The organism is Microbacterium sp. TNHR37B (genome assembly GCF_001620065.1).
GTDB lineage: Bacteria > Actinomycetota > Actinomycetes > Actinomycetales > Microbacteriaceae > Microbacterium.
The window spans coordinates 380,456-400,874 of the sequence record NZ_LQGV01000001.1; the positions used below are offsets into that span (position 1 = coordinate 380,456).

Here is a 20,419-nt window from a genome sequence, read left to right on the forward strand (position 1 = left end):
CTTAGTCGTCGCCGCTCGCCCGGGGCGCGGGAGCCACGTCGCGACGCATCTCGATCTCGGGACCGATGCTGCTCGTGAACGTCACCCCGGTCGGCTCGAAGCCGAGTCGGTGATACGCGCGTCGTGCCCTCTCGTTGTCGCGATGCACATCGAGTGTCAGGGCCGTCGCGCCGCGGGCACCCGCCCAGTCGCCGGCCGCGTCGACGAGACGGCCCAGGATGCCGGCCCCGCGATGATCCGGGGCGAGGTAGACCCCGACGACGTCGGCCCGTCGCGTGAGCACCGCACGGCCGTGGTGGTCGACAGTGCGCGCTTCGCGGAGAAGAAGCGTCGCGGAGCCCACCCACCGGCCGTCGCTCTCGGCGATGAACTGCGCTGCGTCGTCGCTGTCGGCGGCGTGGGCGGCGCGATCCCGCCAGAACCCGTCGTCATGCGCAGACTCCTCCTCGAACGTGTGCAGGAAGGCCAACGGGGCGGCCGGATCGCTGACCGCTTCGAGACGGAGCGCGCGCACGTCGGCCCACTCGTCGGCACGAATGCGCCGGACGGCGACCTCCGGCCTCACTCGGCCACCTCCTGGTAGGCCGCGAACAGCAGCGACTCGTCGGGCGCCTGGAGGACCGTCGGTTTGGCGATGTCATCGAGCACGATGAAGCGCAGGAGGGAACCGCGCGTCTTCTTGTCCCGCTGCATGGTGGCCAGCAGCTGGCTCCACGCTCCGCCGCGGTACGAGGTCGGCAGACCGAGCGTCTCGAGGATGTCGCGGTGCCGCTGGGCGCCGGCATCACTGAGACGGCCGGCGAGCCGCGACAGCTCCGCCGCGAACATCATCCCCACCGAGATCGCCGCCCCGTGGCGCCACCGGTAACGCTCGGCGTGTTCGATCGCGTGACCGAGGGTGTGTCCGTAGTTCAGGACCTCGCGCAGACTCGCCTCGCGCAGATCCTCGCCGACGACGCGCGCCTTCATGTCGATCGCCAGCTCGATGCACCGGCGGAAGACGTCGCTGCCGGGGTCGACGGCCGCCGCAGGATCGGCTTCGATCAGATCGAGGATCTCCGGGTACCAGATGAAGCCCGCCTTGACGACCTCGGCGAAGCCCGCCACACGCTCGTTCTCCGACAGCGTGTCCAGCAGATCCAGATCGCAGACGACCGCGCGGGGCGGCCAGAAGACGCCCACGAGGTTCTTGCCCTCGGCCGTGTTGATCCCGGTCTTGCCGCCAACGGCGGCGTCGACCATCCCGAGGACCGTCGTGGGAACCTGCACCACCGCCACACCGCGCAGCCAGGTCGCGGCGACGAACCCGGCGAGGTCGGTGACGGCGCCCCCACCGAAGCCGATCACGGCATCCGTGCGCGTGAAGTCGGCCTGGCCCATCACCTGCCAGCAAAAGGCGGCCACCTCCACGCGTTTGCCCTGCTCGGCGTCCGGGATCTCGGCCAGAAGCACCTGGCGCTCGTCCGACAGGCGTGCGCGGAGGTCTTCCGCCTGAGCGGCGAGGGTCGGGGGGTGGACGATCAGCACCTTGCGCGCCTCAGGCGGCAGAGCCGCACCGACGAGGTCTCGCACACCTCGACCGATCGTGACCTCGTACGGCTGCTCGCCGCCCACGGGGATGACGGTGGTTGCGCTCACGCGGTGTCTCCTCTCACCCAGGACGCAACGGCGGTCACCACGTCCTGCAGTGGGCCCACCGATGTATCGAACGCCGCGTCCGCCAGGCGTTCGTAGGTCTCTCGTCGTTGCTCGTACAGTGCGTTCCAGCGCGCGACGGGATCCTCGTCCTGCAGGAGCGGACGTCGGGTGCGCCGGATGCGCGAGGGCACTGTCTCGGGTCGGACGGTGAGGAGCACGACACGGTGTGCGGACAGGTCCCGCTGCGTCTCCGGATCGAGGACGGCTCCCCCGCCGAGCGACACGACTCCGCCCTGCGCGAGGCCGGCTCGCACCGCGCCGCGCTCGAGCGCGCGGAAATGCGCTTCGCCGTGCTCCGCGAACAGTCGGTCGATCGGACCGTGCTCGCGGACGACCGCCGCGTCGCTGTCGTAGAAAGACAGGCCGAGCTCCTTCGCCAGCCGTTTGCCGACGCTCGTCTTGCCCGCGCCCATCGGGCCGATGAGGACGATCGCGCGCTCGGTCATCCCAGCGATTCGTCGCTCGCGGACGCTGTCGCCAGGGACTCCGGAATCGCGGCGACGTAGCTCTGGAGGTTCCGTCGCGTCTCGGCCACGCTGTCGCCGCCGAACTTCTCCAGGACAACGTCGACGAGGGTGAGGGCCACCATCGCCTCCGCTACGACGCCTGCGGCGGGAACGGCACAGACATCGGATCGCTGGTGGTGTGCCGTGGCGGCCTCGCCGGTGGCCACATCGACGGTTCGCAGCGCCCGCGGGACGGTCGCGATGGGCTTCATCCCGGCGCGCACGCGCAGCACGGTGCCGGTCGACATCCCTCCCTCGGTGCCTCCGGCGCGGTCGCCTGCGCGGGTGATCCCCTCTCCGGCCGAGAAGAGCTCGTCATGGGCCGCCGAGCCGCGGCGACGCGTGGTCTCGAAGCCGTCGCCGACCTCGACTCCCTTGATGGCCTGGATGCTCATGAGCGCCTGGGCCAGCTTGGCGTCGAGGCGCCGGTCCCAGTGCACATGCGAACCGAGGCCCGGCGGGAGCCCGTAAGCCAACACCTCGACGATCCCGCCCAACGTGTCGCCGTCTTTGCGTGCAGCATCGACCTCGGCGACCATCGCGGTGCTCGTGGCGGGGTCGAAACAGCGCAACGGGTCGGCGTCGAGCGCGGCCACGTCGTCGGGTGTCGGGAGCGCCGCCCCGTCGGGCACGCGTACGGGGCCGATCGACAGGGTGTGACTGACGAGCCGGATTCCGAGCTCGGACAGGAAGGCGCGGGCGACGGCGCCGAGCGCGACACGTGCCGCCGTCTCGCGCGCACTGGCGCGCTCGAGCACGGGGCGCGCCTCATCGAAGCCGTACTTCTGCATGCCCACCAGATCGGCGTGCCCCGGGCGCGGACGCGTGAGGGCGGCGCCGCGGCCTCGCGAGCGATCGGTCAGCTCTGCGGGCTCGGGGCTCATCACCTCGACCCACTTGGGCCACTCCGTGTTGCCCACGCGCAGAGCGATGGGGCTTCCCAGGGAGAGGCCGTGGCGGACGCCGGCCGAGATCGTCAGCTCGTCCTCTTCGAACTTCATCCGCGAACCGCGACCGTAGCCGAGCTTCCGGCGAGCGAGGTCCTCCTGGATCGCCGCCCGCGAGATCGGCACTCCGGCCGGGAGTCCCTCCATGACGGCGACGAGTTCGGGGCCGTGCGATTCGCCGGCCGTGATCACGCGAAGCATTCGACTATCCTCCCACGAGCGCGCGGCGCATGACGGCCAGCACGACCGCCTCGTCGGGCAGGGGTTCGGAGACATCGGCGGTCGCGAAGATCCGAATCTGCAGGAGGGCTTGATGCAGCAGCAGCGCCTCTCCCGACACCACGAGGGCGCCCGTCTCGTGCCATGCGGCGGTGAGGGTGGTGGCTCCGTGGCCGTACCCGACGTCGAAGAGTGCGCCCCCGGCGTCGGCGAGGGCGCCAGCGGTGGTGGAGGCCATCGCCGCGTCGGCGGGGATCGTGGAGACCGTCAGCTCACGCGCGTCCGGAGAGCTCGCCATCAGTGAGCCCGTCCGCACCGCGACGCCCAGCCGCTCTCCCCGCTCGACGAGTGGTCCGGCCGCCGTCGGACGTCGCGCGAGGATCTCCACCTCCCGCGCACCCATCTCGGCAAGGGCGACCAGCGCCGAGGTAGCCGTCGCCCCGGCGCCCAGGATGCGGACGCGTTCCACCGCTGTGATGCCGTGCTCGGTGAGCGCCCGGACCATGCCTCCGACATCGGTGTTGTATCCGCGCCGACGACCTTCCGTGAGCAGCAGTGTGTTGACGGCCCCCGTGAGCTCCGAGCGGTCGTCGCGAGACTCGGCCGCCGCGAACGCGACCGCCTTGAGCGGCATGGTGCACGACAGCCCGCGGTGACGATCGTCCAGCCCCGCCAACTCGGCGGCGAACCGGTCCTCACCGACGCGCCGGCGACCGTAGGTCCAGTTCCAGCCCAAGTGGGCGTACGCGGCCGTGTGCAGAGACGGAGAGAGACTGTGGGCGATGGGATCTCCCCACACCTCCAGGATCTGGCCGGACATCCGTCAGCAGCCGGAGTCGGGGTTCTCGGCGCACCACGACTGCCATTGCTTCACGTACTTCTGGTGCTCCTGGTACGTGTCGGTGAAGATCGTCTCGCCGGTGTCCAGGTTGACGGTCACGAAGTACAGCCACGGTCCCTCCGCAGGGTGCATCGCGGCGTCGATCGCGAGGTCTCCCGGATTGGCGATCGGTCCCACCGGCAGGCCCTTGCGCACGTACGTGTTCCACGGGTTGTCGTCGTACTGCGCCTCCGCGCTCGTGCTGGCCGAGCCGTCGTGCATCTCGCCGTACCCGTACTGGGCGGTCGAGTCCATCTGCAGCAGCCCGTGCGTCTCCTGGTTGGAGCTGTCGAGCCGGTTCTGGATCACGCGCGAGACCTTGAAGAAGTCGTCCTCGAAGCGCGCTTCACGCTGGATGATCGAGGCGATCGTGAGGATCTCCTCACGGCGGTCCTTCGGCACGTCCGCGCGGTCGAGCGACGTGATGGTGCGATCGACGAGCGTCTTGATGACGTCCTTGGCCGTGGCCTCGGGGCCGAACGTGTAGGTGGCCGGGAACAGCCAGCCCTCCAGGCTGTCGGCCGACACGCCGTAATCGGCGGGCGTGGCGACGGCCTTCTGGAGGTCTTTCAGGGGAATGCCCGTGCCATCGGCCAGGATCGGAAGCGACTGCTCGACGGTCAGCCCCTCACGCAGCTGCGCGGTGTTCTCCATCTTGTTGGCGGGGTCCTCCAACGCTTCGAGAGCGGCGGCGGAGGTCATCTGCTTCTGGAGCCGATAGGCGCCCGGGTAGAACTCCGTCGCCACGGCATTGGAGATGAGATAGTCGTAGAAGGCCCCGCTGGTCTTGGTGACGCCGGCCTCATACAGCCGCTGGGAGATCGAGGACCCGGTGTCGCCTTCGACGATCGTGACGACGGCCTCGCCGTTGGCCTGTCCGGCCTCGTAGTCCTTGGGCTCTTCCCACCCCATGAAGGCGCGGATCTTGTCTTCGTAGGTCGTCCAGACGTAGAAGCCGCCCGCAACGACGCCCCCGAGGAGGAGGAGGACGATCCCCAGGATCACCCACCCGGCGATGCGTCCCTTGCGGCGGTCGCGGGCATGGCGCTTGTCGTGCACGTGATCCGACGCGGCGGCGTCGGCGCCGAACAGCGCGTCGATCGTGGCCGGCGAGCGGGGCGGCTCGGGCGCGGCGGCGCGGGTCTCGCCGCGGGCAGCCTCGCCTGACGCACGCGGCGTTGCTGCGTGATCCGCCGCCGTGACGGGAGCGGCGGCGACGCCTCCCGCGGCGAGGTGCAGCTCGGAAGCCTCGGCATCGCCGCGTGCGGCGGCTTCGCGGGCTGCGCGTCGACTCAAGGGCTGCTCGGAAGGACGATCAGGCGGCGACTTGCCGTCCGGACGAGAAGGAACGGCGCGTTGCGGAGCCGGCAGTTTGCCGAACAGGTCGGCGAACTGATCGTCGGACGACGGGGTCTCGGGCATCAGACGGGCTCCGGGGGGTTGTGCAGAGCACCGGCCGGGTTGCCCGTGCTCTTCTCGACGTCGATCGCCTGCTGGAGGAGGACGACCGCGGCGACCTGATCGACAAGCTTACGAGAGTTTCGCTGCGTACGACCCGAATCGCGCAGCGCCGCATGCGCGGACACCGTGCTCAGACGCTCGTCCACCAGGCGGACCGGCAGCCCCGTCGCCTGCGCGATCTGTCCGGCGACCTCACGCGCGTCCGAGGTGGAAGCGGTCTCACTCCCGCTCAGACTGATCGGCAATCCGACGAGGATCTCCAGCGGCTCGTAGTCGGCGACGAGTTCGACGATCCGAGGGATCGTCGAACGGCCTCGGGGAACCGTCTCGACCGGAACCGCGAGCATGCCGTCGGGATCGCATCGTGCCACGCCGACGCGTGCCTTTCCGACGTCGATGCCGAGGCGAACCCCGCGTCGGAAACCGGTCACGCGACCGCTGACCTCAGCTCCGCGACGACGGCGTCGAGCGCGCGGGCGAGCGCGCTGGCGTCGGGTCCGCCGCCCTGGGCAACGTCGTCGCGTCCGCCTCCGCCGCCGCCGAGCAGGCCCGCGGCGGTCTTGGCCAGCACGCCCGCCTTGGCTCCGGCGTCTCGAGCGGCCTCGTTGGTCGCAACGATGACGACGGGGCGGTCGTCGCCGACCAGCGCCCCCAACGCCACCACCGCGGGCTCGGATCCCATCCGATCCCTGACCTGCAGGGTCAGCGTGCGCAAGTCGTCGGCCGCGCCGACGGCTCCGATGGCATGAGCCACGACGCGCACCGGCCCTACCTGCTGCGCACGCTCGACGAGCCCGGGGATCCGCTCCCCCAGCGCCTTCGCCTCGAACTGTGCGATGCGCTTCTCGGCGGCCTTGAGGCTCGCCTGAAGCTCCGCGATGCGCGCGGGAAGCTGATCCCGGGGCGCCTTGAGATGCGTCGTCAGCTGCGAGACGATGGCGCGCTCCGCCGCGAGCTCGCGGAACGCGTCGAGTCCGACGAGGGCCTCCACGCGGCGGTTGGAGGCACCGACGGACGACTCGCTGACGAGGCTGATGAGTCCCACCTCGGCGCTGCGACCCACATGGGTACCCGCGCAGAGCTCCCGGGACCACGGTCCGCCGATGTCGACCATGCGCACCGTCTCGCCGTACTTCTCCCCGAACAGGGCCATGGCTCCGAGGGACTTGGCCTCGTCGAGCGGCAGCACGCGCGTGGTGACCTCGAGGTTGTCGCGAACGGCGTTGTTCGCGATCTCCTCGATCTCGCTCTTCGTCGCCTCCGACAGCGCCTGGTTCCAGGAGAAGTCGAACCGCATGTAGCCGGCACGGTTGAGAGAGCCCGCCTGCGTCGCCGACGTCCCGAGGGTGTCGCGCAGTGCGGCGTGCACGAGGTGGGTCGCCGAATGCGCCTGCTGCGCGGCGCGGCGGTTGACCGCGTCGACGACCGAGGTGGCCGGTTGCCCGAGCCCCACCTCTCCCGAGACGACCTCGACGGTGTGACTGATCAGGCCGGGCACGGGCTTTTGGACGTCGATGACATCGAGCTCGAAGCCGGGCCCCACGATCACGCCCTTGTCGGCCACCTGGCCGCCCGATTCGGCGTAGAGGGCCGTCTCCGCGAGGATCACTTCGGCGATCTGCCCCTGCGTCGCGCGCGTCGCCGGCTGTCCGTCCACCAACAGCCCGAGGACGGACGATGCCGTCTCCAGGTCGCTGTATCCCGTGAACACCGTCTCGCCGTGGGCGCGGAAGTCGCGGTACACGCTGGTGTCGGCGAGCTGACGCTTGCGCGAACGCGCGTCGGCCTTGGCCCTCGCCCGCTGCTCCTGCATCAGGGAGTCGAAGGCTGCGCGATCCACCGAGAGCCCCGCTTCTTCGGCGATCTCCATCGTGAGGTCGATCGGGAACCCATACGTGTCGTGGAGGAGGAACGCCTCGCTCCCGCTCAGGCTGCGACCGCCCGCGCGGCGGGTCTCCTCGACGGACGCGTCGAGGAGCTCGGATCCGGCCGCGAGCGTACGCAGGAACGTCGCCTCCTCGGCGAGGGCGTACTGCGACAGGCGGGGGTAGTCGGCTTCGACCTCCGGGTAGGCCTCCTTCATCGCGTCGCGTGACGCCGCGAACAGCTCCGCGAAGGTGGGGCCCTCGACACCCAGGAGACGCATGGCGCGAATCGCCCGACGCATGAGCCGGCGGAGGATGTAGCCGCGCCCTTCGTTGGAGGGTGTCACGCCGTCGGACAGCAGCATGAGCGACGAGCGCACGTGGTCGGCGACCACCCGGAAGCGGACGTCGTCCTCGTGCACCTGGCCGTACGTCTTGCCCGACAGCTCCACCGCCTTGTCGAGGACGGGGCGCACCTGGTCGGTCTCGTACATGTTGTCGACGCCCTGCTTGAGGAAGGCGACGCGCTCGAGGCCCATCCCGGTGTCGATGCTCTTGGCCGGCAGCTCCCCGACGATCGTGAAGTCGTACTTGGACCGGACGTCGGTGATCTCGTACTGCATGAAGACGAGGTTCCAGATCTCGACGTACCGGTCGTCGTCGGTCGCCGGTCCCCCGTCGATGCCGTACTCCGGGCCGCGATCGAAGAAGATCTCCGAGCAGGGCCCCGCCGGCCCCGGAAGGCCTGTGCTCCAGTAGTTCGAGTCCTTGCCGAGACGCTGGATCCGCTCTTCCGGGATGCCGGTGAGCGTCAACCACAGCTCCCGGGCCTCGTCGTCCTCCTCGTAGACGGTCACCCAGAGGTCCGCCGGATCGAAGCCCAGACCACCATCGTCCTCGGGCGTGGTCAACAGCTCCCACGCGAAGCGGATCGCCCCTTCTTTGAAGTAGTCCCCGAACGACCAGTTGCCGAGCATCTGGAAGAAGGTGCCGTGGCGAGGGGTCTTGCCGACCTCGTCGATGTCCAGGGTGCGAATGCACTTCTGATTGTCTGCGACACGGGAGTACGGCGAGGGGACGTCACCGCTCAAGTAGGGGATGAACGGCACCATTCCGGCCACGGTGAACAGCAACGCAGGGTCGTCGGTGACCAGTGAGGCCGACGGGAGGATGGTGTGGCCGTTCTTCTCGAAGTAGTCGAGGTAGCGCCGGGCGATCTCAGCGGTCTTCATCAGGGGTATGTCCTCGGGAAAGCATGCGGGTGCGTCGTGCCCGTCCGGGCAGAGCGGGGTGGTGCCTCAGTCGGTGAGACGGGCGGCGCCGTCTTCTGCCGCGTCGGCGACGGCGTGGGCCGCGTCGGCGACGGCGTCCTTCGCGGAGTCGAGGGCGTCGGTGGCGGCGGTCTTCGCATCGGCGACCAGGCCCTCCATCTTCGCTTCCTGCGCGCGATAGGCATCGCCGATCCGCTCGGTGAACTCGGAGATACGCGCGTCGACCTCGGCGAGGACTTCGTGTCCGCGCGGATCCTTGTTCACCAGGTGGGCGGCGACGAAACCGCCGGCGAGCCCGAGCACGAACCAGAACGCGTTCTTCATGCGTTCCATGTTAGGTGCAAACGACGAAGGGCGCCGGGTGTCCCCGGCGCCCTTCGCGCGATCGTCACCGACTCAGCGAGCGGCGTAGTACTCGACGACGAGCTGGACGTCACAGGTCACGGGGACCTCGGCGCGCTTGGGGCGACGCACGAGACGTGCCTGGAGCTTGTCGAGTTCGACCTCGAGGTAGCCCGGAACGGGCGGCAGGACCTCGGCGTGACCGCCGGCGGCCGCCACCTGGAAGGGCTCGAGCGCTTCGCTCTTCGGCTTGACGTGGATGAGCTGGCCCGGCTTCACGCGGAACGACGGGCGGTCGACGAGCTGGCCGTCGACGAGGATGTGACGGTGCACGACGAGCTGGCGGGCCTGCGCGGTGGTGCGGGCGAAGCCGGCGCGGACGACGAGGGCGTCCAGACGCATCTCGAGCTGCTCGACCAGGTTCTCACCGGTCAGGCCGTCCTTGCGGCGGGCCTCTTCGAACTGGATGCGCAGCTGCTTCTCGCGGATGCCGTACTGCTCGCGCAGACGCTGCTTCTCGCGCAGACGGACGGCGTAGTCGCTGTCGGCCTTGCGCTTGGTGCGGCCGTGCTCGCCGGGCGCGTAGGGGCGCTTCTCGAGGTAACGGGCAGCCTTGGGGGTGAGCGCGACACCGAGTGCGCGCGACAGGCGGACCTTGCGGCGGTCCTGGGACTTCGTAGCCACGAAGTGATCCTTCCGATGACGTGGTCGTGTCTCTCACGACTCACGGACGTATCCCCCGCTCTTCGCCCGATCTGGACTGCACGCCGGAGCACGCCAGATGGTCTGTGTCGGAAGAGGGAGATGCCCGAAAACCCGGTTTCGAGCCGCTCAAGTCTATCAGAGCTGCCGTCTCCGCCGAGAGCGGGCTCTTCGCGACCCGGATCGGACGCTCTCGGGCCTCACGGGAGGAAGTCGAGCACCCCGTCGGGGTACACGGGTTGGTTTCCGCGTCGGAGGTCCGCGACCGAGTGCCACGCCACGAATGTGTCGCTGTCCTGAACAGGGAGCCGGTCGCCGATCGGGAGGCGCTCCAGGTCTCGCGAGGCCACCTCGAACACGTGGACGATCTCGTGTCCGCGCCTTCCGTGCGCATCGAAGATGTTCTCTGTCACCGCCCGGAGAGTGGCGCTGTCCAGCGTCGCGCCGAGCTCCTCGGCGAACTCCCTGCGGATCGCTTCGGCGGCCCGCTCTCCGATCTCGATTCCTCCTCCGGGCATCCGGAGAAACCCCGCGTGGTGCGCAGTGGGCGGGTACTCCTCCGCAAGGACGTGCCCGTCGTGCACGAGCAGGCCGACCACGATGCTACGAACACGTTCGGCCTGTCGGAGCTCGCCCGCGTACGCCTCGACGGCTCGCGTATACGCCGGAAGGTGGGGAGCGAGCGCACGGAGGGCGAGGCGCAGGGCCTCGGCGGGCTTGCCGTCGTCGTACAGAGCGAGCGAGCGGAACGCGGCGGCCGCATCGGCCAGCGGGTCATCGGCGCCGATGTCGCGCAGCACACTCAGCGCGGCCGAGGGCTCTCCGACGTTGCGCAGCGAGCTGGCGAGCTGGATCCGGGCTTCGGTGCGGGCCCCACCCGCAAGGCCTCCGCCCAGCGCTTCGCGGTAGAGCGGGATGGCGCGGTCTTCCTCGCCGAGATAGTCGTGCAGCGACGCGCGCTCGAACAGGGCGTCCGGATCGGTGGCGGCGCGCTCGACCAGGATCGCCTCGAGACGAGTCCACAGTCGCGCCGCATCCTGTCCCTCGGCGTCCCGCCAGAACGCTCCGATCCGGCCCTCCCACGTGTCGGACATCTGCTCACGCCTCCCGTCCATCGGCTTGTTCAGTCCCCCAGGATCTTCCGGATCTTCTCGAGCCGTGCGGCGATGTCACGCTCGAGTCCGCGGCCGGAGGGGCGGTAGTACTGGCGGTCGCGCAGTTCGTCAGGAAGATACTGCTGCGTCGCGACCCCTACCTCGAGATCGTGGGGGTAGACATAGCCCTTGCCATGCCCCAACCGCTTCGCGCCCGGATAGTGGGCGTCTCGCAGATGAGGGGGCACCCGGCCGAAGCCGCCCGCCCGGACATCGGCGATCGCACGGTCGATCGCGGTGTAGGCGGCATTGGACTTCGCGGTGGTCGCCAGATACGCGGTCGCCTCGGCAAGGGGGATCCGTCCTTCCGGCATCCCGATGAAGGCGACGGCGTCGGCGGCGGCGACGGCGATCTGCAGTGCCTGGGGGTCGGCGAGGCCGATGTCCTCGGCCGCCGAGATCACCAGGCGACGAGCGATGAAACGCGGATCCTCCCCCGCCTCGATCATGCGGGCGAGGTAGTGCATCGCTGCATCGACATCGGATCCACGGATCGACTTGATGAACGCACTGATGACGTCGTAATGCTCATCCCCCTGCTTGTCGTACCGCAGGAGCGCGCGGTCGACGGCTTGGGCGACGTGATCGGCCGTGATGACGGGAGGATCCTCCGCCGCGTCGGCATCGTCCTCGGTGGCGGGCGTCACCATCGCGGCGGCGGCCTCGAGCGACGTCAACGCGCGCCGCGCGTCACCCGATGCGAGATGCACGAGCGCGTCGCGGGCTTCCGGCGAGAGCGCCACGGCTCCCGCCAGACCCCGGGGATCGCTCACGGCGCGATCGATGAGACCGCCGAGGTCGGCGTCGGTCAGGGGCTGGAGCGTGAGCAGCAATGATCGGGAGAGCAGCGGCGAGATCACAGAGAACGACGGGTTCTCCGTCGTCGCTGCGATGAGGATCACCCAGCCGTTCTCCACACCGGGAAGCAGCGCGTCCTGCTGGGCTTTGGTGAACCGGTGGATCTCATCGAGGAAGAGGATCGTCGAGGCGCCGTAGAGGTCACGCTGTGTCATCGCCTCCTGCATGACCTCGCGCACGTCGCGCACTCCGGCGGTCACGGCGGACAGCTCGACGAAGCGGCGTCCCGACGTCCGCGCGATCGCTTGAGCGAGCGTCGTCTTGCCCGTGCCGGGCGGTCCCCAGAGGATGACGGAGACGGCGGAGCGGGTGGTCGTGCTCCCGTCGGCGAGGGCGACCAGGGGAGAGCCGGGACGCAGGAGATGGGCCTGACCGGCCACTTCGTCCAGTGACACGGGCCGCATGCGCACAGCCAGAGGCGTCTGCCCCGAGAACAGGGCGCTGGGGGTGGTCACCGATACAGGCTAGCCGCGGTCACCGACGCCGGCCGCGTTTGTCGCCCGCGGCAGGCTCCCCGTAGGCTTTCCCTGCCCCGGGCGTCCGGGAATCGAGGGAGGTCCTGTGGCTCTGGGGTCGGGAAAGAAAGGTGCGCGCGACGCGCGCGCCGCACGTGAGCGCGCGCGTCTCTACCAGGCGCGTCAAGAGTTCCAGGCCTCGATCGTCCGGCGCCGTCGCCGCGACAACCTCTGGGCCGGGGTCGCCGGTGGCGCGCTCATCCTCGCGGTGATCGGTGGTCAGGTCGCGTACTACACGCTGGGCCCCGGTCAGCCCGAACCCGTGCCGACTCCGACTCCGACCGTCGGTTCCCCGGTGCCGAGCGACACGCCGGCGCCCAGTGACAGCCCGACGCCCACTCCCACTCCCTGACGGCTGCCGTATAGGCTGGCAGCCGACCGAACCCCCAGGCGGCGTGTGCCGCGACGAGGTGCTACCCGTGACTTCCGCTTCCCCTGACTCCGCATCGAACGACACCCCGCTCGAGCAGTCATCCTCCCCCGTCCCGACCCCCGCCACCATTCCGGTCCCGCGGCCGCCGGCAGGGTCCCCGCGACCCGCCGCCGTGTCGGCTCCGAGTGAGACCTGGGGGCGCGTCGATGACGACGGAACCGTGTCGGTGCGCGAGGGCGACGAATGGCGCGTCGTCGGACAGTACCCCGACGGCACACCTGCCGAGGCGCTCGCGTACTTCGAGCGCAAATACGTCGACCTCGCCGGCGAGGTGACCCTGCTGGAGGTCCGTCACCGTCGCGGTGGCGCGTCGGCGTCGGATCTGCGATCGACCCTCCAGGCGGTTCGGGAACGGGTCGTCGGTGCCGCTGCGGTCGGAGACTTGGCGGCCCTCGGGGCGCGACTCGACGCGCTCGACGGCGCGCTGAGCGAAGCATCGGCCGAAGAGGCCCAGGCGCAGCGCGAGGCGGTGGATGCGGCCATCGCCGAACGCACCGCGCTCGTCGAGCAGATGGAGGCGATCGCGGCGCGCGATCCCCGCTCGATCCAGTGGAAGCAGACCACCGCCGATGTCTCGGCCCTTTTCGAGCAGTGGCAGTCCCACCAGAGCGCGGGGCCGCGCCTGCCGAAGTCGGTGGGACAGCAGCTGTGGAAGCGGTTCCGTGACGCTCGTGCGATCGTCGACAAGAACCGTCGTGAGTTCTACGCCGCCCTCGACGAGACCCACAAGTCGGCCCGCGACGCCAAGGCCGCGCTCGTGGAGCGTGCAGAGGCTCTCGCGCCGCAAGGCGAAGACGGCATCGTCGCCTATCGCGGGCTCCTCGATCAGTGGAAGCGCGCGGGACGGGCCGGCAAGAAGGCAGACGATGCCCTCTGGGCGCGCTTCAAGGCAGCCGGTGACGCGCTGTACGCGGCTCGTGCCGAACGCGAGGAAGCCGACGCCGAGGCGTCGCGGGAGAAGATCGAGGCCAAGAAGCAGCTCCTCGCCGAGGCCGCGGGCATCCCGCGGGAGAAGGACACCGCCAAGGCGCGCGCGCTCCTCACGGGCATCCAGCGGCGCTGGGACGAGATCGGCCGCATCTTCCCGCGCGAGGCCGAGCGGAGCCTCGATGACGACCTGCGCAAGATCGAGCAGTCCGTGAAGGCTCGCGAGGACGCGGATTGGAAGAGCAACAACCCCGAGACCAAGGCGCGTCAGAACGACATGACGCAGCAGTTGCACGATGCGATCTCCAAGCTCGAGGAGGAGCTCGCCGCCGCCGTGGCCTCGAAGGACAAGCGCAAGATCGCCCAGGCCGAGGAGGCGCTCGAGGCGCGGAAGGCGTGGTTGCGGGCGCTCGGCGGCTGACCCTCCCCGGAGGCGGCACCGGACGGACTGTCCACAGTCCGCGCCACGACGACGTCTCCCCGGGTCCCGCGTACGCCAGAGTCGAGGGGTGATTTCCCCTTTCCTCTACTACTGCGGAGACCGCCTCAGTCATGCCGAGCTGATGTCGGCGCGACTCGACGGCGATGTCGTCGAGATCGGAGAGGCCTACATGCCGGCCGATGCGGTGGAGACGGCGGAGATCCGGGCGGGCTCGCTCCGCGACCTCGCCGGTGAGAATCTCGCTCTCACACACGAGTCGGCAGCATGGGTCTACGGGGCTCTGGATGATCCGCCCCAGCGGCACAGCATCCAGCGGTACGCGCCGACGCGTCCTCACCACATCCTCGACGCGCGGGTCCGTTACCGCGATGTCCGCCTTCCCGCGGCCGACGGTCGCGTCTTGGCCGGGGTGATCGTCAGTACCCCGGTGCGCACGGTGATCGACCTCCTCCGCGACCGTGTCATCCGCGACGGTGCGAGCACCACCACGGTCGAGGGGCTGCTGCGTGGCGATGCAACCCTCGCGGCGGCCGCCATCGAGTGGAGCGTCCACTCGGCGCCACTGCCGCACAAGCGAGCTGCGGTGGCGTTCCTGCGGGAATGGGAGCTCAGGAAGACGTGACGCGATAGACGTCGTAGACGGCGTCGATCCGGCGCACCGCGTTGAGCACCCTGTCCAGGTGCACGATGTCGCCCATTTCGAAGACGTAACGGCTGAGGGCGAGGCGATCATTGTTGGTCTGCACCGACGCCGAGAGGATGTTCACGTGGTGCTCGCTGAGTACCCGGGTGATGTCGCTCAGCAGCCCCGAACGGTCCAAGGCCTCCACCTGGATGTGGACGAGGAAGACGCTCTTGGTCGTGGGCGCCCAGGACACCTCGATCATCCGCTCGGGATCGTCTTTGAGCGAGCGCACGTTCGTGCAGTCGGCCCGGTGGACCGACACACCGCTCCCCCGTGTCACGAACCCGACGATCTCGTCGCCGGGCACCGGAGTGCAGCACTTCGCGAGCTTGACGAGGATGTCGGGCGCTCCGCGGACGAGGACGCCCGAGTCGCCTCCTCGCGGGGCCCGGGAACGTCCCACGGGCGGAAGATCGATCGGCCCCGTCGAGGTGTCTTCTTGCGCGCCGACGAGCGCGGTGACCTTCTCGATCACCGATTGCGTCGAGACGTGCCCCTCACCGACGGCGGCGTACAGGGCGGTCACGTCCTCGTAGCGGAGCTGATGGGCGACTTCGGTGAACGAGTCCTGGCTCATCAGTCGCTGCAGCGGCAGGTTCTGACGACGCATCGCGCGCGCGATGGCATCCTTGCCCTGGTCGACGGCCTCCTCGCGCCGTTCCTTGGTGAACCATCCGCGGATCTTGCTGCGCGCTCGCGTGGACTTGACGAAGCCGAGCCAGTCCTGGCTGGGACCGGCGTCGGGGTTCTTCGACGTGAAGACCTCGACGACATCGCCCGAGTGCAGTTCGGACTCGAGGGGCACAAGGCGTCCGTTGACTTTGGCGCCCATCGTCCGGTGGCCCACCTCGGTGTGCACCGCGTAGGCGAAGTCGACAGGCGTGCCGCCCGCGGGAAGCCCGATCACCCGGCCCTTCGGCGTGAAGACGTAGACCTCCTTCGCCCCGATCTCGAAGCGGAGGGAGTCGAGGAACTCGCCCGGGTCGGCGGTCTCGGCCTGCCAGTCCGAGATGTGCGCGAGCCACGCCATGTCGGTGTCGAGGGCCTTCTCGCCCGTCTTTCCGCCATTGACGCGTTCCTTGTACTTCCAGTGCGCCGCGACCCCGTACTCCGCCTGCTGGTGCATCTCGTTCGTGCGGATCTGGATCTCGACCGTGCGTCCTCCCGGCCCGATCACGGTCGTGTGCAGCGACTGGTACAGGTTGAACTTGGGTGTGGCGATGTAGTCCTTGAAGCGGCCCGGAAGGGGCGTCCACCGGGCGTGGATCGCGCCGAGCACCGCGTAGCAGTCGCGGACGGTGCCCACGAGCACCCGGATGCCGATGAGGTCGTAGATGTCGTCGAACTCGCGGCCACGCACGACCATCTTCTGGTACACGGAGTAAAGCTGCTTCGGCCGGCCCATGATCCGGCCCCGGATGCGCAGATCGCGCAGATCCGCCTCGACCGCGTCGATCACCGTCTGCACGTACTGCTCGCGTTGCGGCGTGCGTTGCTTGACGAGGCTGTCGATCTCGACATAGAGCTTGGGGTGGAGCACGGCGAACGAGAGGTCCTCGAGCTCGCTCTTGATCGCCTGGATTCCGAGTCGATGCGCCAGCGGCGCGTAGATCTCGAGAGTCTCCGTCGCTTTCTTGGCCGCCTTCTCGGGCGGTACGAAGCCCCACGTCCGCGCGTTGTGCAGCCGGTCGGCGAGCTTGATCAGAAGCACCCGGATGTCCTTGGACATCGCGACGATCATCTTGCGGACGGTCTCGGCCTGGGCGGCGTCACCGTACTTGACTTTGTCGAGCTTGGTGACGCCGTCGACGAGCATGGCCACCTCGTCGCCGAACTCGGCGCGGAGCCGGTCGAGCCCGTAGTCGGTGTCTTCGACGGTGTCGTGCAGCAGGGCGGCCGCGATCGCGCGCGGACCGAGCCCGAGGTCGGCGAGGATCTGTGCGACGGCCAGCGGATGGGTGATGTAGGGCTCGCCGCTCTGGCGCTTCTGTGAGGAGTGGGCCGCGGCGGCCACCTGATAGGCGCGCTCGATGATCGCGAGATCACCCTTCGGGTGATGTGTCCGCACCGTGCGGATGAGTTGCTCGACCCCGTTGCGCGACGGCGCCCGCGAGAACAGGCGCGGCACGAGCCGGCGGAGCGAGCTCTGGGGAGGGTTCTGCGCCGATGAGGAGACCGTCTCGGTCATCGAGTCACCTCCGCCGCTTCAGAATCCACTCATCCTACGCTCGTGAGAACCGGGTCAGGCCGCCGCGAGAGCCTTCTCGCGCGCCGCCAGAACGCGGGCATCCCGCTCCTTGATCTCGGTCTCGTTCTCCCTCATCAGCGAGAACAGAGGAGCCGCGACGAAGAGGGTCGAGTAGGCCGCCACGATCGTTCCGACGAAGATCGACAGGGAGATGTCGGTGAGGGTCTGCGCTCCGAGCCACAACGCGCCGATGAACAGGATCGCCCCGGTGGGAAGAGCCGCCACGACGGTCGTGTTGATCGAGCGCACCAGGGTCTGGTTGACCGCGAGGTTGACCGATTCGCCGAAGGTGCGTCCCGACTTCTCGCCGTCCTCGCGCGTGTTCTCCCGGACCTTGTCGAACACGACGGTGGTGTCGTAGAGCGAATAGGACAGGATCGTGAGGAACCCGATCACCGCCGCCGGCGAGATCTCGAATCCGAAGACCGCGTAGACGCCGACCGTGATGACGAGGACGTCGACGAGGCCGATGATCGCCGCGACCGACATCTTCCACGTGCGGAAGTAGATCGCGAGGATGAGGAAGGTGAGCGCGAGGAAGATCGCGAGTCCCCACAGCGACTGACGGGTGACGTCCTGTCCCCAGCTGGGGCCGATGAAGGACGAGCTGACCTTGGACTCGGCGACCTTGTACGCCTCCGCGAGCGCTGTCGTGACCTCGCGCGTCTCGGCGTCGGTCATCTGATCGGTCTGCACGCGGACGGCGTCGTCGCCGATCGTGGTGACCTTGGTCGTGGAGCCGGGGACGACCGACTGCACGGCTGTCGTCGCGAGGGTCTGGTCGGGAGCGGTCACGCCGCTCACCGTGAACTGTGATCCCCCGGTGAACTCGATCGAGAACTGGATCGGCCGGAAGACGGGCACGAGCGCGGCTCCGATGACGAGCACGGCGGCGATGACGAACCACAGCCGACGCCGACCGACGAAGGGGAAGGAGGTCTTCCCCGTGTAGAGGTCGTTACCGAATTCGTTCATGGAGCGCATCAGTCGTCTCCCTCCGTCGTGGAGCGGCTATCCGCGGACTGCTGGGCGAGCTTTCGCTCGGCGATGGTCTGTCGACGTTCGGCCTCGCCGCGTGAGCGCGACGCCCGACGCTGAGCGGCACTCCGGCCGCCGGCCTCCACGGGCGAGCGGAACTGTGCACGGCCGCGATAGACGGCTCCGAGCGCCTCCGGGTCGAGCCCCGACAAGCGGTGCCCGCCGCCGAAGAAGCGTGTGCGTGCGAGGAGCTGCAGCACCGGGTGGGTGAACCAGATGAAGATCAGGATGTCGATCAGGGTCGTGAGGCCGAGCGTGAAGGCGAAGCCCTTCACGGTCGCGTCCGCGAGGATGTAGAGCACGACGGCCGCGAGGATGTTGATCGACTTCGAGATGTAGATGGTCCGCTTGGCGCGGCCCCAGCCGTCCTCGACGGCACCCGTGATCGACTTGCCGTCACGGAGCTCGTCTCGGATGCGTTCGAAGTACACGATGAACGAGTCGGCGGTGAAGCCGATCGTCACGATGAGGCCCGCGACGCCGGCGAGCGACAGGCGGAAGCCCATGCGCCACGCCAGGATGCACAGGGTGATGTAGGTCAGGACGCCCATCACGGCGAGCGACGCGATGATGACGAAGCCCAGGGCGCGATAGACCACGAGCGAATAGACCGCGACGAGCGCCAGCCCGATGAGGCCGGCGATCAGGCCGATCTGCAGCTGCTGCGAGCCGAGCGTCGCGGAGATGGAGTTCGAGCTCTGCACCTCGAAGCTCAGCGGCAGCGCGCCGTACTTGAGCTGGTCGGCGAGGGTCTTCGACGTCTCCTGCGTGAAGTTCCCGGTGATCTGCGGCTTGCCGTCGAGGATGACGGCGTTCATCGACGGCGCCGACAGCACACTGCCGTCCAGCACGAACGCGAACTGGTTCCGCGGCGCGGTCTCGCCGAACAGACGCTGGCTGATCTTGCCGAAGACCTCGGTGCCCTTGGCGTCGAAGACGATGTTGACGGCCCACTGGTTGTTCTGCGTGTTGAGGCCGTTGGTGGCGTCGGAGATCGACGAGCCGTCGAGCTCCACGGGACCCAGGATGTACTTCGCCGTCCGCGTGTCGTCACACGTGATGAGCGGCTGGTCGGCCGGCTCGTTGGCGGGGTCGTTCGCGGCGTCCTCACAGTTGTAGGCGAGGAACTTCGCCTGCAGCTCGTCGGTGATCCAGCTCGGGTCGCTGCCGTTGGTGGGCGCGGCGGTCGGGGTCGCGTTGAGCGTCGCAGCGGGGCTCGGGTACGGCGTCTCCTTGCCGTCCTCGCCCACGAAAGAGGTCGCGGGGTTGCCGGTGAAGAGCACGGCGCGCAGCTGCAGCTGCGCGGACGACTGGATGCGGTTGCGCGTCTCCTCGTCGGCGGGTCCGGGCACCTGCACCACGATCTGGTTGCCGGCCTGCGTCGTGATGTCGGCCTCGCCGACACCGGAGGCGTCGACCCGCTGACGGATGATCGATGCCGCCTGGTTCATCTGCTCCGCCGAGGGCTGCGCGCCGTCCGGCGTCTTCGCCGCCAGGATGATCTGCGTCCCTCCCTGGAGGTCGAGCGCGAGCTCGGGCGCCCAGGAGCTGGCGGGGTTGCCTTCCGCGTCGGTGAAGGCGAACACGCCGAGGGCGTTGATGCCGAACAGGAGCGCAGTGAGCACCAGCAGGCTGGTCAGGGCGCGCCAGGCATGTCTGACGGGAGTGGGAGCGGCCACGGAAGGTCCTTCGGGATGAACGACGGTGGAGGACGATCAGCCCTTGGGCTTGTCGTCCCCATCGGGCTGGACGTCAGCGGAGCCGGAGCTCAGACCCGGCTCGGGGTCGACGGCTGCCTGCTCGGTGTCGCTCTCGATGAAGTCGTCTTCCGTGAGTGTCGGCTCCTCGGGCTCGACGACGCGGAGCACGGCCTGGCTGTGCACCTCGATCGGCACGCCGGGAGCGATCTCGACGACCGCGGGAAGGGAGAGGTCTTCGGCGTCGAACGACACGAGCGTGCCGTACAGGCCGCCCTGCAGGAGCACCTTGACGCCGGGCACCATGGCCTGCTGCTTCTTCTCCTGCTCGACCTTCATGCGCTGCGCCCGACGACGCGAGCTCCAGAACATGAACACGATGAGCGCGAGCAGCAGGAGGAGCAGACCGTAGTTGGCGAAGAACGACTCCACCGGACCGAGCTGCTGTGCGGGCGGGGTCTGGGTCGAGGCAAAGAACATGAAGGTGAGTGCGCCTTTCGCGGGTGCTCGTCGCGAATCGCGACAGGGGAA

Annotated in this window: 19 protein-coding genes; 3 read left to right on the forward strand and 16 right to left on the reverse strand. The window is 69.0% G+C overall.

Annotated elements, in window-relative coordinates:
- Position 1: 1 nt before the first annotated feature.
- The 12 genes from AVP41_RS01860 to AVP41_RS01915 form a co-directional block, all read right to left on the reverse strand.
- Positions 2 to 565 carry a GNAT family N-acetyltransferase gene (locus tag AVP41_RS01860; RefSeq protein ID WP_067159968.1) on the reverse strand — a complete coding sequence of 188 codons (564 nt, stop codon included), beginning with the start codon at positions 563 to 565 and terminating at the stop codon, positions 2 to 4.
- Complete coding sequence (gene aroB / locus AVP41_RS01865; protein ID WP_067159971.1) at positions 562 to 1,638, reverse strand: 3-dehydroquinate synthase; 1,077 nt, start codon at positions 1,636 to 1,638, stop codon at positions 562 to 564. Before aroB ends, AVP41_RS01860 begins: the two co-directional genes overlap by 4 nt.
- Positions 1,635 to 2,144 (reverse strand): shikimate kinase, encoded by a 510-nt coding sequence (locus AVP41_RS01870; protein WP_067159974.1) that lies wholly within the window; start codon positions 2,142 to 2,144, stop codon positions 1,635 to 1,637. Before AVP41_RS01870 ends, aroB begins: the two co-directional genes overlap by 4 nt.
- Positions 2,141 to 3,352, reverse strand: coding sequence for a chorismate synthase (gene aroC / locus AVP41_RS01875; protein WP_067159978.1), 1,212 nt, complete (start codon positions 3,350 to 3,352; stop codon positions 2,141 to 2,143). The genes AVP41_RS01870 and aroC overlap by 4 nt, the downstream gene beginning before the upstream one ends.
- Positions 3,353 to 3,356: 4 nt before the next feature.
- A complete protein-coding gene (locus AVP41_RS01880; protein ID WP_067159982.1) occupies positions 3,357 to 4,190 on the reverse strand; it encodes a shikimate dehydrogenase in 834 nt (277 codons plus the stop codon).
- 3 nt (positions 4,191 to 4,193) lie between these two features.
- The gene (gene mltG / locus AVP41_RS01885) at positions 4,194 to 5,672 is read right to left on the reverse strand and encodes an endolytic transglycosylase MltG (RefSeq protein WP_067159985.1); all 1,479 of its coding nucleotides are present in this window, start codon (positions 5,670 to 5,672) and stop codon (positions 4,194 to 4,196) included.
- Complete coding sequence (gene ruvX / locus AVP41_RS01890) at positions 5,672 to 6,142, reverse strand: Holliday junction resolvase RuvX (protein ID WP_067159988.1); 471 nt, start codon at positions 6,140 to 6,142, stop codon at positions 5,672 to 5,674. Before ruvX ends, mltG begins: the two co-directional genes overlap by 1 nt.
- Entirely contained in the window at positions 6,139 to 8,808 is a 2,670-nt protein-coding gene (gene alaS, locus AVP41_RS01895; RefSeq protein WP_067159991.1) for an alanine--tRNA ligase, read from the reverse strand. Before alaS ends, ruvX begins: the two co-directional genes overlap by 4 nt.
- Before the next feature lie 66 nt (positions 8,809 to 8,874).
- Positions 8,875 to 9,171, reverse strand: a complete 297-nt coding sequence (locus AVP41_RS01900; protein ID WP_067159994.1) for an ATPase — start codon at positions 9,169 to 9,171, stop codon at positions 8,875 to 8,877.
- 72 nt (positions 9,172 to 9,243) lie between these two features.
- Positions 9,244 to 9,873 carry a 30S ribosomal protein S4 gene (rpsD, locus tag AVP41_RS01905; RefSeq protein WP_067159997.1) on the reverse strand — a complete coding sequence of 210 codons (630 nt, stop codon included), beginning with the start codon at positions 9,871 to 9,873 and terminating at the stop codon, positions 9,244 to 9,246.
- 218 nt (positions 9,874 to 10,091) lie between these two features.
- On the reverse strand, positions 10,092 to 10,985 hold the full coding sequence (locus AVP41_RS16255; protein ID WP_231902640.1) for a tetratricopeptide repeat protein: 894 nt from the start codon (positions 10,983 to 10,985) through the stop codon (positions 10,092 to 10,094).
- 29 nt (positions 10,986 to 11,014) lie between these two features.
- The gene (locus AVP41_RS01915) at positions 11,015 to 12,358 is read right to left on the reverse strand and encodes a replication-associated recombination protein A (protein ID WP_231902641.1); all 1,344 of its coding nucleotides are present in this window, start codon (positions 12,356 to 12,358) and stop codon (positions 11,015 to 11,017) included.
- A gap of 106 nt (positions 12,359 to 12,464) precedes the next feature.
- Here AVP41_RS01915 and AVP41_RS01920 point away from each other — a divergent pair, with 106 nt between their 5' ends.
- From AVP41_RS01920 to AVP41_RS01930, 3 genes are all read left to right on the forward strand, one after another.
- Complete coding sequence (locus AVP41_RS01920; protein WP_197464237.1) at positions 12,465 to 12,770, forward strand: dioxygenase; 306 nt, start codon at positions 12,465 to 12,467, stop codon at positions 12,768 to 12,770.
- A gap of 241 nt (positions 12,771 to 13,011) precedes the next feature.
- Positions 13,012 to 14,199, forward strand: coding sequence for a DUF349 domain-containing protein (locus AVP41_RS01925; RefSeq protein WP_442922778.1), 1,188 nt, complete (start codon positions 13,012 to 13,014; stop codon positions 14,197 to 14,199).
- 88 nt (positions 14,200 to 14,287) lie between these two features.
- Complete coding sequence (locus AVP41_RS01930) at positions 14,288 to 14,842, forward strand: type IV toxin-antitoxin system AbiEi family antitoxin (RefSeq protein WP_067160003.1); 555 nt, start codon at positions 14,288 to 14,290, stop codon at positions 14,840 to 14,842.
- Here the strand turns inward: AVP41_RS01930 and AVP41_RS01935 are convergent.
- From AVP41_RS01935 to AVP41_RS01950, 4 genes are read right to left on the reverse strand one after another with little or no spacing between them, the layout of a single operon-like run.
- Positions 14,829 to 17,093: a RelA/SpoT family protein gene (locus AVP41_RS01935; RefSeq protein WP_067160006.1), complete on the reverse strand. Its 2,265-nt coding sequence runs from the start codon at positions 17,091 to 17,093 to the stop codon at positions 14,829 to 14,831. The genes AVP41_RS01930 and AVP41_RS01935 overlap by 14 nt on opposite strands.
- 54 nt (positions 17,094 to 17,147) lie before the next feature.
- Positions 17,148 to 18,137, reverse strand: coding sequence for a protein translocase subunit SecF (gene secF, locus AVP41_RS01940; RefSeq protein WP_067160009.1), 990 nt, complete (start codon positions 18,135 to 18,137; stop codon positions 17,148 to 17,150).
- Positions 18,137 to 19,870: a protein translocase subunit SecD gene (gene secD, locus AVP41_RS01945; protein WP_067160012.1), complete on the reverse strand. Its 1,734-nt coding sequence runs from the start codon at positions 19,868 to 19,870 to the stop codon at positions 18,137 to 18,139. The genes secF and secD overlap by 1 nt, the downstream gene beginning before the upstream one ends.
- Before the next feature lie 36 nt (positions 19,871 to 19,906).
- Positions 19,907 to 20,368 carry a preprotein translocase subunit YajC gene (locus tag AVP41_RS01950; RefSeq protein WP_067160015.1) on the reverse strand — a complete coding sequence of 154 codons (462 nt, stop codon included), beginning with the start codon at positions 20,366 to 20,368 and terminating at the stop codon, positions 19,907 to 19,909.
- Positions 20,369 to 20,419 lie beyond the last annotated feature (51 nt).